The 13,315-nt window shown below is 63.8% G+C and carries 12 protein-coding genes and 1 pseudogene; 10 read left to right on the top strand and 3 right to left on the bottom strand.

Annotated features, from left to right (window positions below; genetic code table 11):
* The first annotated feature begins 3 nt into the window (after window positions 1-3).
* Genes FHT75_RS01725 through FHT75_RS01710 form a run of 4 tightly spaced genes read left to right on the top strand, consistent with a single transcriptional unit; the run spans window position 4 to window position 6,226 of the window.
* Complete coding sequence (locus FHT75_RS01725) at window positions 4-924, top strand: DUF58 domain-containing protein (RefSeq protein WP_029867938.1); 921 nt, start codon at window positions 4-6, stop codon at window positions 922-924.
* Window positions 921-3,734: a DUF4159 domain-containing protein gene (locus FHT75_RS01720; RefSeq protein WP_029867937.1), complete on the top strand. Its 2,814-nt coding sequence runs from the start codon at window positions 921-923 to the stop codon at window positions 3,732-3,734. The genes FHT75_RS01725 and FHT75_RS01720 overlap by 4 nt, the downstream gene beginning before the upstream one ends.
* A 1-nt stretch (window position 3,735) precedes the next feature.
* Window positions 3,736-5,805 carry a membrane protein gene (locus FHT75_RS01715; protein WP_029867936.1) on the top strand — a complete coding sequence of 690 codons (2,070 nt, stop codon included), beginning with the start codon at window positions 3,736-3,738 and terminating at the stop codon, window positions 5,803-5,805.
* Window positions 5,806-5,809: 4 nt separating this feature from the next.
* Window positions 5,810-6,226, top strand: coding sequence for a GNAT family N-acetyltransferase (locus FHT75_RS01710; protein ID WP_029867935.1), 417 nt, complete (start codon window positions 5,810-5,812; stop codon window positions 6,224-6,226).
* On the opposite strand, the gene FHT75_RS01705 is transcribed toward FHT75_RS01710, so the two are convergent.
* Window positions 6,227-6,790: a GNAT family N-acetyltransferase gene (locus FHT75_RS01705; protein ID WP_080759849.1), complete on the bottom strand. Its 564-nt coding sequence runs from the start codon at window positions 6,788-6,790 to the stop codon at window positions 6,227-6,229. It abuts the gene before it with no gap.
* Window positions 6,791-6,984: 194 nt separating this feature from the next.
* Here FHT75_RS01705 and FHT75_RS01700 point away from each other — a divergent pair, with 194 nt between their 5' ends.
* Complete coding sequence (locus FHT75_RS01700; RefSeq protein WP_029867932.1) at window positions 6,985-7,971, top strand: glutathione S-transferase family protein; 987 nt, start codon at window positions 6,985-6,987, stop codon at window positions 7,969-7,971.
* A 6-nt stretch (window positions 7,972-7,977) separates the two neighbouring features.
* On the opposite strand, the gene FHT75_RS01695 is transcribed toward FHT75_RS01700, so the two are convergent.
* Window positions 7,978-8,457, bottom strand: coding sequence for an NUDIX domain-containing protein (locus FHT75_RS01695; RefSeq protein ID WP_029867931.1), 480 nt, complete (start codon window positions 8,455-8,457; stop codon window positions 7,978-7,980).
* Window positions 8,458-8,527: 70 nt separating this feature from the next.
* Here FHT75_RS01695 and FHT75_RS01690 point away from each other — a divergent pair, with 70 nt between their 5' ends.
* From FHT75_RS01690 to FHT75_RS01675, 4 genes are all read left to right on the top strand, one after another.
* Complete coding sequence (locus FHT75_RS01690) at window positions 8,528-9,436, top strand: metallophosphoesterase family protein (protein WP_029867929.1); 909 nt, start codon at window positions 8,528-8,530, stop codon at window positions 9,434-9,436.
* A 159-nt stretch (window positions 9,437-9,595) separates the two neighbouring features.
* A complete protein-coding gene (locus FHT75_RS01685) occupies window positions 9,596-10,156 on the top strand; it encodes a tetratricopeptide repeat protein (RefSeq protein WP_029867928.1) in 561 nt (186 codons plus the stop codon).
* A gap of 187 nt (window positions 10,157-10,343) precedes the next feature.
* A complete protein-coding gene (locus FHT75_RS01680; protein ID WP_029867927.1) occupies window positions 10,344-10,853 on the top strand; it encodes an RNA polymerase sigma factor in 510 nt (169 codons plus the stop codon).
* Between the two features lie 2 nt (window positions 10,854-10,855).
* Window positions 10,856-11,698, top strand: a complete 843-nt coding sequence (locus tag FHT75_RS01675) for an anti-sigma factor family protein (protein WP_029867926.1) — start codon at window positions 10,856-10,858, stop codon at window positions 11,696-11,698.
* Window positions 11,699-11,795: 97 nt separating this feature from the next.
* Here the strand turns inward: FHT75_RS01675 and FHT75_RS01670 are convergent, their stop codons facing one another.
* Window positions 11,796-12,824, bottom strand: coding sequence for a zinc-binding alcohol dehydrogenase family protein (locus FHT75_RS01670; RefSeq protein WP_049813628.1), 1,029 nt, complete (start codon window positions 12,822-12,824; stop codon window positions 11,796-11,798).
* 5 nt (window positions 12,825-12,829) lie between these two features.
* Here FHT75_RS01670 and FHT75_RS01665 point away from each other — a divergent pair.
* Window positions 12,830-13,315: pseudogene (locus tag FHT75_RS01665) on the top strand (winged helix-turn-helix transcriptional regulator).

Below are 13,315 nucleotides of genomic sequence, written 5' to 3'. Positions count from 1 at the left end.
CGCGTGGCATCTATCGGACAGATCGTCAATCCGACACCCGGCAGCGATGCCCTTTCCCGCGCCAGGCAGCGGGCCGCCCTGGTGCCGGACTGCCTGGTGGAAGCCAAGCGCATCGCCAACACGGTGATCGCCGGCTGGCATGGCCGCCGCAAGCGCGGCATCGGCGAGAATTTCTGGCAGTTCCGTCCCTATTCAGAGGGCGAGAGCCTGTCGCGCATCGACTGGCGCCGCTCCGCCCGCGACGACCACACCTATGTGCGCGAACGCGAATGGGAGGCGGCGCACACGATCTGGCTCTGGTGCGACATGTCGCCCTCGATGATGTACAAGTCGAGCTACGGCAATGTCTCCAAGGAAAGCCGCGCGCTGGTCATCATGCTGGCGCTTGCCGAAATCCTCGCCCGCTCCGGCGAGCGCATCGGCTGCCCCGGCATCATGGAACCCGCCTCCGCCCGCAACGCGGCCGAACGCCTCGCATCCGCGCTCATGCACACGCCGCTGACCGGCGGTCTGCCGGAAACGGCGATGATCCGCGGTTGGAGCGATCTCGTCCTCATCGGCGATTTCCTCGACGATGCGCCGGCAATCATGGAACGGCTCGGGCCGCTGGCCCGCCGCGGCCTGCGCGGCCACGTGGTCGAGATATCCGATCCCGCCGAAGAGATATTCCCCTATAGCGGCCGCACCGAATTCACCGATCCGGAGAGCGGCACCAAGCTCGTTTCCGGCCGCGCCGAACACATTCGCGAGGCCTATCGCAACGCCTACCTCGCCCGCAGGGACAGCCTCGGCCAGTCGCTGCGCCATCTCGGCTGGACCTTCGCAAGCCACCGCACCGATCATCTTGCTTCCGAGGCGCTGGTCGCGGTGCACATGTATCTGTCCGGCATGCCGGCCAAGGCGACTCATGGAGGGCAGCTATGAACGCCCTTCCCTTCGCTTTCGCCTATCCCGCCATTCTCGGCGCGCTCGTCGCCCTGCCCGTCATCTGGTGGCTGCTGCGGCTGACACCGCCACGCCCGAAGACCGAGGTCTTCCCGCCGCTGAAGATCCTCGCTTCCGTACTGAAACGCGAGGAGACCCCGGCGCAAAGCCCGTGGTGGCTGACGCTGCTGCGCATGCTGCTCGCCGCCGCCATCATCCTTGCGATCGCCGATCCGGTTTTCAATCCGCGCACCAGTTCGCTCGCATCGGGTGGCCCGCTCGTCCTCTTCGTCGACAACAGCTGGGCAGCGGCACCCGACTGGGAGCGCCGCATCCAGACCGCCGACGCGTTGATAGACGACGCCGAATCCGCCGGCACGCCGGTGTCGATCACCTTTACCGCCGATCCGACCAACGACGCCGTGCCCGGCACCGCCGCCGCCGCCCGAGACAAGCTGCGCGCCGCCGAACCGCGACCGCTGGTGCCAGACCGCGAACGCGCCTTCCAGGCACTGCGCGGCGCGTTGAACGGCATCAAGCCCGGCACCCTCGCCTTCCTCACCGACGGCGCCGCTGCCAAGGCCGACGACGCCACGGTGCGCAGACTCGCCGAACTCCAGCCCGTCGATCTCCGCCTGATCGAGGGCGATGCCGCAAGGACGGTCGCGATCACCGCCGCCAACAATGCGGCTGATGCCATGACCGTCAAGGTCACGCGGCTCAACAGTTCGCAGGCCGCATCGGTGGCGCTGAACGCCGTCGATACCCAGGGCCGCTCGATTGCCAACGGCAGGGTAGATTTCCGTCCCGGCCAGAGCGTCGCGACGAGTTCGATCACCGCCCCCTTCGAGATGCGCAACGATTTCGCGCGCGTCAGCGTCGACAACGGCGCCACGGCTGGCGCCGTCCACCTTCTCGACGACGCATTCAAGCGCCGCCGCGTCGTCTTGCTGTCGGGTGAAGGAGGCGATGAGTTCCAACCGCTGCTCTCGCCGCTCTATTATATCCAACGGGCACTGCAGCCCTATGCGGATCTGATCCAGCCCGCCGATTCCGATCTTTCGGTCGCGATACCAAAACTTCTCGCCAGCAATCCCTCCATCATCATCATGGCCGATATCGGCCGGCTGCCTGAGGAAACCTATGAGCCTCTGACGCGGTGGATATCGAATGGCGGCATGCTGCTGCGTTTCGCCGGCCCGCGCATGGCGGCTGCCCCCGCCGACGATCCATTGATTCCCGTCATCCTGCGCCAGGGGGAACGGGCGCTTGGCGGCACATTGTCCTGGAGCGAGCCGCAGTCGCTTGCCGAATTTCCGAATTTTGGGCCTTTCGCCGGCATAGCCCGCCCCGCCGATGTCGTCGTCAAGCGACAGGTGCTTGCCGAACCGACGCCCGATCTTGCCGAACGCACCTGGGCAAGCCTGGCTGACGGCACGCCGCTCGTCACGATGAAGCAGATCGCATCCGGCCAGATCGTCCTGTTTCATGTCACCGCCGAGGCCACCTGGTCCGATCTGCCGATCTCAGGTACCTTCGTCGACATGCTGCGTCACCTCCTGCAGATATCGCGATCGGGCGGCGTGACGTCGGAGGCGCGCGGCAATGCGCGTGTCTCCGAAACCCTGCCGCCATTCCGCATGCTCACGGCCAAGGGCACGCTCGTCTCCGAGACGGGCTCGGCGCGGCCGCTCATTCCGCAGGCCGGAGCCGAACCGACCGCGAATTTCGACAATCCGCCCGGGCTCTATGGCTCGGAGGATGGTTTCACCTCCCTGAACGTGCTGCCCGAGAACGCCGAACTGACGCCGCTCGACACAACCGGGACCAATGCCGTGCGCGAAGGCCTGATCGGCGGCGAAAGCTGGTCGGCAAAACCCGCACTCTTTTTCGCAGCCTTTCTGCTGCTCTTGGCCGACAGCCTGATCGTTCTCTTCATGAATGGCGCATTCTCACGATTGCGCCCGGCTGTCCGCACCGCAGCGATGGTCGCGGTCGCCGTCGGCGCCGGCTTCCTCGTGCAACCCGGCACGCTTCACGCCAACGATTCCCAACCCGGCGACGACCTCATCCTGCAGAGGCTCGATAACACCCACCTCGCCTATGTCGTTACTGGCGAACAGGAGGTGGACAATATTTCCGAGCGCGGTCTCGAGGGACTGACCCAGTTTTTGACTTTCCGCACGACGCTGGAGCCGGCGCCGCCGGTGGGCATCGATCTCACCAAAGACGAGCTGTCCTTCTATCCGATCATCTACTGGCCGGTTTCGGCAACGGCGCCGATGCCGTCATCGGCGGCGATCAGCCGCATCGACGCCTATATGCGCAATGGCGGCACCGTGCTTTTCGATACGCGCGACCAGATCAGCGCATTGGACAATGGCGGCAATGTCAGCGCCAACGGCGAGAGGCTACAGGCAATCCTCGCCAATCTCGACATTCCGCCGCTGGAGCCGGTGCCATCGGACCACGTGCTGACGAAATCCTTCTATCTCCTCTCGAGCTTTCCCGGCCGTTATACCGGCAGCCCCCTCTGGATCGAGGCGCGGCAGGGCGGCCAGGAGCCGAGCGAAAAATCGGCGGCGACGGCCGACGGCGTTTCGCCGATCCTGATCACCGGCAATGATTTTGCCGGCGCCTGGGCGATCGACGACAACGGCGTACCGATACTGCCGACCGTGCCGTCCGATGAAACGCAGCGCGAGTATGCCTACCGTTCCGGTGTCAACATCATGATGTACATGCTGACCGGCAACTACAAGACCGACCAGGTCCATGTTCCCGACCTTCTCGAACGGTTAGGACAATGAGATGACCTTCGATTTTTCGCCCTTCCTGCCCTGGTCGGTTCTGGCCGCACTGGCCGTCGTCAGCGCTGTTATCGCCGCCTTCGCGATCTGGCGCGGCATTCGCGGCGCCTGGATCAGAACGCTGGCGGCACTCGCCATGCTGACTGCGCTTGCCAATCCCGTGCTGCTGCAGGAGGACCGCGATCAGCTGTCGACGATCGTGCCTGTTCTCGTCGATCGCAGCCAGAGCCAGCAGACGCCCGATCGCGTCAAGATGACCGACGACGCGCTTGCGGCGCTGAAGGGACAGCTCGCTCGCTTCCCGCAGATAGAGCCGCGCTTCGTCGATGTCGAAGGCGACGTCAATTCCGACGTGCCGTCCACGCGCCTGTTCGACGCCCTGTCGGCCAATATCGCCGATGTTCCGCCCGCCCGCATCGGCGGCGCCATCATGCTGACCGACGGGGAGGTCCATGATGTTCCAGCCGCCAATCAGGCGCTCGGTTTCGACGCCCCGATCCATGGCCTGGTCACCGGCAAGGCCAACGAATTCGATCGCCGCATCCAAGTCATCAAGGGCCCGCGCTTCGGCATCGTCAACGAGGAGCAGCAGGTGATCCTGCGCGTCTTCGACGACGGCCCGAGCCCCGGCGGCACAGCCGATGTCACGGTGAAGCTGAACGGTGACGAGATCGCCACCCTGCAGGCGACCCCCGGGCAGGATACGCCCTTCTCCTTCAAGGTGCCGGGTGGCGGCAGCAACGTGCTCGAATTCTCGGTCGCAGCCCTTCCCGGCGAAGTCACCACCGCCAACAACCGCGCCGTCCACGTCATCGACGGCATCCGCCAGAATCTCCGCGTCCTGCTTGTCTCCGGCGAACCGCATGCCGGCGAGCGCGCCTGGCGCAACCTGCTGAAATCGGACGCGTCGGTCGATCTCGTCCACTTCACCATCCTGCGTCCGCCGGAAAAACAGGACGGCACGCCGATCAACGAGTTGTCGCTGATCGCCTTCCCGACGCGTGAGCTCTTCGTCGACAAGATCAAGGATTTCGACCTGATCATCTTCGACCGCTACCAGCACCGCGGCGTGCTGCCGCTGCTCTATTACGATTACATCGCGCAATATGTCGACAATGGCGGCGCGCTGCTGATCGCCGCCGGTCCCGAGCACGCCGGCCCCGATTCCATTGCACTGACGCCACTTTCCTCGGTCCTGCCGGCAACGCCCACCGGCCAGATGATCGAGAAGGCCTTCTATCCCCGCCTCTCCGAGGAAGGCCGCAAACATCCCGTCACGCGCGGCCTTGATGGTTCGGGCGAGGATCCGCCGCATTGGGGCCGCTGGTTCCGCAGCGTCGATGTCGACCGGCCGCAGGGCGAAACGATCATGCTCGGCGCCGACAACCATCCGCTGCTGGTGCTGAACCGCGCCGGCCAGGGCCGCGTCGCCATGCTGCTTTCCGATCAGGGCTGGCTCTGGGCGCGCGGCTTTGAAGGCGGCGGTCCGAACGTTTCGCTCTATCGCCGGATCGCCCATTGGCTGATGAAGGAGCCGGCGCTCGAGGAAGAAGCGCTGACGGCGCGCGCCTCCGGCCGGACCCTTGAAGTCACGCGCCAGACGATCGGCGACAATCCCGGCAACGCCACCGTGCGTTATCCCTCCGGCAAGACCGAAACCCTGCCGCTCACCCAGTCCGAACCGGGCCTCTACAAGGCCGAGAAGAGGATGGACGAGATCGGCCTTTTCGAAATCCGCAACGGCAAGCTATCGACGCTTGTTCATATCGGCGCCGTCGACGCACCGGAATTCAAGGCGATGATCTCGACGACCGATGTGCTGCAGCCGGTCGCCGACAGAAGCAAGGGTCTCGTCACCCGGGTCGCCAATGCGAATGGCGCGATCTCCGTCCCGCCGATCCTGCCGGTGCGCGGCCAGGTCCGCGTCGCCGACAATGATCGCATGATGATCCGCATGACCAGCGAGACGGTCTTGAAGGGCATCAACACGCTGCCGCTCTTTGCCGGGTTCGCCGGCGTCGGCATCCTGCTGCTCGCCTTCGGCGCCATGTGGTGGCGCGAAGGACGGTAATCTCATGCCGGAATTCGAGCTGACCGCCTCACCCTCGCCGGAGGAACTCGCGGCGATCACCGATGCGCTCTCGGCCTTCAACACCGGCGATGTCGGCCCCTCGGATCGCCGGCCGCTCGCCGTCCTCATCCGCGATACCGACGGCAAGGTGACCGGCGGTCTTTCCGGCTTTACCGCCTGGGGCTGGCTCTTCACCCAGATGCTTTATATTCCCGACACGCTGCGCGGCACCGGTCTCGCCGGCGAGATCCTCGCAAAAGCGGAAGACGAGGCGAGAACCCGGGGATGCCGCGGCGCCTGGATCGACACTTTCAGCCCGCTGGCGCTGCGAGCCTATCTGCGTCAGGGTTATGAGGTTTTCGGGGAGCTTCAGGATTTCCCGGAAGGCCGCACGCGCAGCTTCCTCCGCAAAAACCTCTGATCATCCGTGCCAGGCGATGATGCCCTTCAGCCGTTCGTGCACGCCCTCGGCGATCGGAACGACGAGCACGCGGCCGGGATCGACGGGGCCAGGGAAGGACAGCGCGTTGTAGGCGACCTTCTCGAAGCCGAGCGGGCCGTAATAGGGCGGATCGCCGACGAGGATGACGGCTTCCGAGCCCTTGCGTCTAGCCGCCTCCACGGCGATCCGCACCAGCTCCCGGCCGATGCCCTGATTCTTATGGGAGGGGCGGACGGCGAGCGGGCCGAGCAGATGCCCCTTCACGGAGCCTGCCAGCACCGGCGTCATGCGCACGGAGGCGATCGTCTCACCGTCGTCGGCGCAGATGAAGGAGAGCGACAGATCGTGCGGCCCCTGCTCGCGGATGCGCGCGGCGGCACGCGTGAAACGGCCAGGACCGAAGGCTTCTTCGTTGATGTGTTCGATGGCGGCGTCGTGGGACGCGTCTTCGGTGAGGTAGACGAGATCGTGCTTGTACATGATGACAGAAACCGGATGGACAGATTGATGGGTCTCGAACACGCCTTGGGCGTTCGGGAACATCAGCGTCGTCGCGGGTTTCTGGAAATGAACATCAAGCAGGGGTCCGAAAATCGTGAAAAGGCCGATAGCAGGAAAAATTTCCGTCGTCCAACGCAAAATGCACGACGTGACGCTCTGTTCAATCTTTGCCGCCTGTAAAGCCCTGCCATCTGCGATATCTTCCGTTCCAACACGCAATCAAAGGGATGAACACCATGGGAATGCTGGTGGATGGCGTCTGGCATGACGTCTGGTACGACACGAAGGAGAGCAAGGGCCATTTCAAGCGGCAGCCCTCGCAGTTTCGCAACTGGGTGACGTCGGACGGTGAAGCCGGCCCTTCCGGCGCCGGCGGCTTCAAGGCCGAGGCCGGGCGTTACCACCTCTATGTCTCGCTTGCCTGCCCCTGGGCGCATCGCACGCTGATCTTCCGCAAGCTGAAGAAGCTCGAAGGGCTGATCTCGGTCTCCGTCGTCGATCCGCTGATGGCGGAGAATGGCTGGGAGTTCAAGGTCGGCGACGGCGCCACCGGCGACCAGCTCTTCGGTGCGTCCGCGCTCTGGCAGATCTATGTCAGAGCCGATCCGCACTATTCCGGCCGCGTCACCGTTCCCGTGCTCTGGGACAAGAAAACCGGCACGATCGTCAGCAACGAATCCGCCGAGATCATCCGGATGTTCAATAGCGCTTTCGACGGCTTGACCGGCTCGAAGGCCGATTTCTATCCCGAGGATATCCGTGCCGAAATCGATGCGCTTAATACTACCGTCTACGACACCGTCAACAACGGCGTCTACAAGGCGGGTTTTGCCACAACCCAGGCGGCCTATGAGGAAAACGTCGGCAAGCTGTTCGAAACGCTCGACATGCTCGACGAACGCTTGGGCAAGGGCCGCTACCTCTTCGGCAACAGATTGACCGAGGCCGACTGGCGCCTGTTCACCACGCTGGTGCGCTTCGACCCCGTCTATGTCGGCCATTTCAAGTGCAACATCCGCCGCATCGCCGATTACCGCAACTTACCCGGTTATCTCAGGGACCTCTACCAGACGGCGGGCGTTGCCGGGACGGTGAACCTGCACCACATCAAGCAGCATTATTACCGCAGCCACAAGACGATCAATCCGACCGGCATCGTCCCTGTCGGTCCGGCGCTCGATCTCGACAGCCCGCATGGCCGCGCCAGGCTAAATGCCGCCTGATACTTCTTACCAGCGGTGATCGGGCTCCTGCTCGCCCCGAAGCTCGGCGAGGCGGCGATGCGTCGCCTCGGTCGTACCCTCGGGCAGGCTGTCGAGGAAAAAGAACCCGCTGTCGGAGATTTCCCAGTCCGGCGGACGGGGCGCCGTCTGCTCGACGGTCGCCCTGTAGAACACGACATGGTCGCGCCGGGTCGTCGTGGTATTGAAGTAGACCTGGACCAGTTCCGGCTTGCCGATGATCCTGAGGTTGCCCTCCTCGCGTAGCTCCTTGACCAGCGCTTCTTCTACCGTCTCGTTACGCTCCAGTCCGCCGCCCGGCATATGCCAGCCACCGATATAACTGTGACGCACGAGAAAAATCCGGCCGTCCGCATCGAAGCAGGCGGCCCTGACGCCCATCGTCATGCCGCGGGCGAAGGAGAAATAAACATGCAGCAGGCGCAAGGCCAGCCTGATATGAGGGGGGCGCTTCTCTTTATCCACCATGGTTCCGTTTCGGCTATTCATCGCGCCGGATGTGTTTGATTTGTCAATAAGCTGGTCTATGTCTCGTAGCATGTTCAAGCTCGCGCATATTTCCGACGTCCACCTCGGACCGCTGCCCCGCCTTTCCATTCAAGAGCTGTTTTCAAAACGCATAACCGGCTTTGTGAACTGGCATCGAAACCGACGCAAGCACCTTTTCGGCAGCACGCTGGATCTGCTGCTTGAGGATATCCGCGCCCGCCAGGCCGATCACCTGGCCGTCACCGGCGACCTCGTCAATCTGGCGAGCGGCATCGAGATCCGCGCCGCCGCCGCCTGGCTGCGCACGCTCGGCGATCCCGCCGACACCTCGGTCGTTCCCGGCAACCACGACGCCTATGTGCCGGGCGCCTATGAGAAGTCAATGCGCGCCTGGTACGATTATGTCCGCGGCGATCTCGCCCCGCCGCAATGGCAGGAGGATCGCCACGTCTTCCCCTATCTGCGCATCCGCGACAAAGTCGCGATCGTCGGTTGCTCGACGGCGGTCGCCACCCCTCCCTTTGCCGCTTCCGGCTTTTTCGGCGCGCGCCAGGCCCGCGACACCGTCAACATGTTGCGCGCGGCCGGCGAAGCCGGTCTCTTTCGCGTCGTCATGATCCACCATCCGCCGATCCGCGGCGCCACGGCCTTCTACAAACGGATGATCGGCATCCGCCGCTTCGCCGCCGTAATTTCGACGGGCGGCGCCGAACTCGTGCTGCACGGCCATACGCACCTGAACACGCTGCACTGGCTGCGCGGCCAGGTGCAGCCGGTGCCCGTCGTCGGCATCGCGTCGGCGTCGCAGGGACCCGGCAGCATCAAGCCGCCTGCCGCCTATAACCTCTTCTCCATCGAGGGCTCTCCAGGTGCCTGGGAACTCCGCGGCGAGCGTTTCAGCCTCAACAGGGCCGGCGACGCGGTGATACCGGAAAGCGCCGATATTTTCGCGCGTTAGCACCAGTTCCAGACTCTGTTTGTGCCGCACTTGAATCGATCTGCGAAGAGATCAGACCATCGTCGCGACATTTGCCGTGGAGGTTGCTTACCCTCTTGGTATTTTTAATGGTAAGCGTACAATTCCAGCAACAGCATCGCCTGAGAACGGAGCCCGCCCATGACTTCTCCTTTCCGTCGCCTGTCCAGATTTTCGCTCGCCGCCGGCTTTGCCTTCGGCATCGCCACGGCCGCTTTCGCGGTCGGCGACAACAACGATGACACCAATCCGCCGCCGAAGACGCAGACGACCAAGACCTGCACCGGCGGCAAGGTCTGGGACAAGGCCAAGAAGGAATGCGTCAACCCGAAGAAGAGCAGCTTCAACGACGACGATCTCTATAAATTCGCCCGGGAATTTGCCTATGCCGGCCAATATGACAACGCCATCACCGTGCTCAATCTCGCCCGCAACCAGAACGACCCGCGCATCCTGAACTATCTCGGCTACGCCAACCGCAAGGCCGGCCGGATGGAGCTCGGCATGTCCTACTACCGCAAGGCGCTGCAGGCGGATGAGAATTACATCCTCGCCCGCTCCTACATGGGCATGGCGCTGGTCGAACAGGGAGACATTCAGGGCGCCCGCGTTCAGCTCGTCGAAATCCGTGATCGCGGCGGCGAAGGCACCTGGGCCTATCGGGCTCTGCTGCAAAGCTTGAACGGCTACAAGACATATTGACGCAAGCTTGGCGGGCCATAATACGAAATTCCCTTGGGAAAGAGGGATGAAGACGACCGGATGCTTGCGCAGTGCAGGAGACTTGTTTCATAAAGCACATGCATCGCCGGCGTCGATAAGGTCGGCTTCGCGCCCGAGGGCAATCCCTTCGTCCGCGAAACCATTGTGAATGCTTCTTGGATAGACAATGCGTCAACCCGCAACGACCATCGATCTCCGACGTGATCTCGTCGGCCTTCTGCCCCGCCTTCGCCGCTTCGCGATCACGCTCGCGGGTGAGGTTTCCGTGGCCGACGAACTCGTTCAGGCCGTCTGTCAGCGCGCCATCGCCAAGGGTCATCAATGGAGCGGCGAAGGCCGGCTGGAAAGCTGGATCTACACGCTTGCCCGCCAGCAATGGACTGACGACAGCCGCAAGCGCAAGCCGAAGGCTTCCGTCCGCGGCAACGTCACCGATCTTCGTGAGGCTGCACGCGAACGCTCGGCTGCCGTCGATCCCGACGCCATCCATCACATGATCGCCGATATGCCGGATGGCGTTTCCAGCATGTTCCTGCTTGTCGACGTCGAAGGCCACAGCTACCAGCAGGCGGCCGACATTATGGGCATCCCAGTGGCAAGCGTCGTTTCGCAGCTCGCCGCCGCAAGGCTGCACTTTGCCGAGCTTGCCGGCACCCACCCGATCCACAGGTACTGAATTTGCTCGATCTTAGGAAATTGCCGCTCGAAGTCCAGCTTACCGCCCTTCTCGACGGCGAAGTCTCGCCCGAACAAAGGCACGAACTGGAGCAGCGTCTGGCAAGCGACGAGAATGCGCGCCGGCTGCATGAGAAGCTGCGCCACGGTGCCGATTTCGGCCGCCGGCGCCTCGACGATATCCTGAAGGAGCCGGTGCCGCTCGCCCTCGTCCGCTCCATCAAGAGCACGCAGCCGCCGAAGACGCCGATCGCCCAGCGTGCCACGCGCCCGCAGGTGAAACTGGCGCCGAGCGGCCCGCAGGCGCTGGCCGCCGCTCTGATCCTCTTCGTCGTCGGTTGCGGCATCGGCTATTTCGTCGGCACCAGCCCCGATGCCGACGAAATCGCCACCACGACCGCCGCCACGGCGCCGGCCAATACCAGCGACTGGTTGGGCGACGTCACCGCCTATCAGCGCCTGCTGATCCGCCAGCCCCGTCACCTCGTCGAAGTGCCCGCCTCGCAAGCCGAGGAAATCTCCAGCTGGCTGACGACCGCGATCGGCGTGCCCTTCCGCGTGCCCGATCTCAGCGCCGAAGGCTGGACCTTCCAAGGCGCGCGCGTCATCCTCGGCGACAGCCGCCCTGTCGGGCAGCTCGTCTATTCCAACGCCGATGGCGACGTTATCTCCATCTGCTTCCGCAAAGACGCGCAGCCGCCGGAGACCGACGACTTCAAGGAAACGATCAAGGACGAGATCGGCCTGGTAACCTGGCACAATGCCGGCACCTCCTATGTGCTGGCCGGTCCCTCCGCCGAAGCAACGCTCGGCCAGCTCGCCATGGAGATCGCCACGGCGATCTAGCGCATCGCCCGAAAATCGGAATCGATTTTCGGAAAGCACGATGCGTCGGTTCAAACTGTTAGAGCGTCCTTTGTGCGTCCGAAAGGACGCACGGTGCTTAAGGGGCCAAGTTTTTTGGCATCGCGTCGGGCTCGCTTTCTTGGATTGACGGCGTCAACACCACTTTTCCGACCGCCCTCCGCTCCTCAATGACGCGATGCGCCTCCGCGGCTCGATGCAGTGGGAAGCGACCGCCTTCGACAACCGTCAGCGCGCCCGTCGCCGCAAGATCGAAGAGCGCGCCAAAATCCTTTGGCACAGCTTGGAGCGTCAGCAGCGGCAACAGCGAAAATCCCTTGATCGACTGGTTCTGATCAAGCATGCGCTCGATATCGGCGACCCCAAGCCCGAATCGTCCCATCGCCGTCAGCACCAGCTCGCCGCAAGGCGCCAGCGCATCGAGCGTCGCCCTTGAAACCGCGCCGCCGACGGTTTCATAGATGATATCCGCGCCGAGCCCTCCGCTCAGCCCCTTGACCTCCTCCTGCCAGCGGGGCGCCGTATAGTCGACCACATGATCGGCGCCGAGAGACAGGGAAAGCGCCCGTTTCTCCTCGCTGCTCGCCGCCGCGATCACCATCTTTGCGCGGTCGCGTCTTGCAAGCTGCAGCAGCAGCGAGCCGACACCGCCGGCTGCCGCATTGACGAGGACGATTTTGCCATTGACGGGGCTGCTGCGCAGGAGATGCAGCGCCGTCAGTCCCTGCACCATCAGCGCCACAGCCATCGTGAAGGAGACAGCATCCGGCAGCGGCACCACCGCCCCGCCGTCGACCGCGACGAACTCGGCATAACCGCCCGAACCGCGGCCGATCGCAAAGAGAGGAACGGCAACCCGCGTGCCGATGAGCGAGCGATCGGCACCGGGCCCCGCCCGCTCGATGATACCCGCGACCTCGACACCGGGAAACATCGGCAGGTCGGGCGATACGGCATAGCGATCGGCCCGCACCAGTACCTCGAAGAAATTCACGCCGGCCGCATGAACGCGGATGAGAACCTCACCCGGCCCCGGCTCGGGAACCGGCAGTTCCACCACCTCGAGGACTTCGGGCGGACCGAAGCGCGTGAATTGGATCGCTTTCATAACAGATGAACCTCACGTCTGATTTGGCGTGGGGCAGGTTTAGCAATAGGATATCCTGTAAAATACACACTCTTTCGTGCCATACCCACCAGGAGGTGACCATGGCTGAGCCGATGAAAAGACTCCCCGAGCTGCCGGTCGAGCGCGCGCTGAAAGTGATTTCAGGGCGCTGGAAGCCGGTCATCCTCTACTACGTCTTCTCCGGCCCGAAGCGTCTTTCGGAGCTAAAGCGCATGATGCCTGCCATTAGCCAGAAGGTGCTGATCCAGCAGCTGCGCGAAATGGAGGAACATGGGCTGGTTGCGCGCCGGATCTTTACCGAAATCCCCGCCCGCGTCGAATACAGCGCGACCGAACTCGGTCTCGGCCTCGAACCGGTGCTGCTGGCGCTCTGCCAATGGGGCCAGCGCCATGCCGAGGCGCGCAACGAAGCCCGCGATATCGCCGACTGCATCGTCAGACCGCGCCGCACCGATACGATCGCGGCCTGA

Source organism: Rhizobium sp. BK112, from assembly GCF_014193215.1.
GTDB lineage: Bacteria > Pseudomonadota > Alphaproteobacteria > Rhizobiales > Rhizobiaceae > Rhizobium > Rhizobium anhuiense.
Note: the sequence above shows the minus strand (reverse complement) of the source record. Positions and strands in the feature narration are given on the sequence as shown.

Bases quoted from the DNA above. Each gene is read 5' to 3' on its own strand.
- FHT75_RS01720 (WP_029867937.1), top strand. From the start codon at position 921: ATGAACGCCCTTCCCTTCGCTTTCGCCTATCCCGCCATTCTCGGCGCG.
- FHT75_RS01715 (WP_029867936.1), top strand. From the start codon at position 3,736: ATGACCTTCGATTTTTCGCCCTTCCTGCCCTGGTCGGTTCTGGCCGCA.
- FHT75_RS01710 (WP_029867935.1), top strand. From the start codon at position 5,810: ATGCCGGAATTCGAGCTGACCGCCTCACCCTCGCCGGAGGAACTCGCG.
- FHT75_RS01705 (WP_080759849.1), bottom strand. From the start codon at position 6,790: ATGTTCCCGAACGCCCAAGGCGTGTTCGAGACCCATCAATCTGTCCAT.
- FHT75_RS01700 (WP_029867932.1), top strand. From the start codon at position 6,985: ATGGGAATGCTGGTGGATGGCGTCTGGCATGACGTCTGGTACGACACG.
- FHT75_RS01695 (WP_029867931.1), bottom strand. From the start codon at position 8,457: ATGGTGGATAAAGAGAAGCGCCCCCCTCATATCAGGCTGGCCTTGCGC.
- FHT75_RS01690 (WP_029867929.1), top strand. From the start codon at position 8,528: ATGTTCAAGCTCGCGCATATTTCCGACGTCCACCTCGGACCGCTGCCC.
- FHT75_RS01685 (WP_029867928.1), top strand. From the start codon at position 9,596: ATGACTTCTCCTTTCCGTCGCCTGTCCAGATTTTCGCTCGCCGCCGGC.
- FHT75_RS01680 (WP_029867927.1), top strand. From the start codon at position 10,344: ATGCGTCAACCCGCAACGACCATCGATCTCCGACGTGATCTCGTCGGC.
- FHT75_RS01670 (WP_049813628.1), bottom strand. From the start codon at position 12,824: ATGAAAGCGATCCAATTCACGCGCTTCGGTCCGCCCGAAGTCCTCGAG.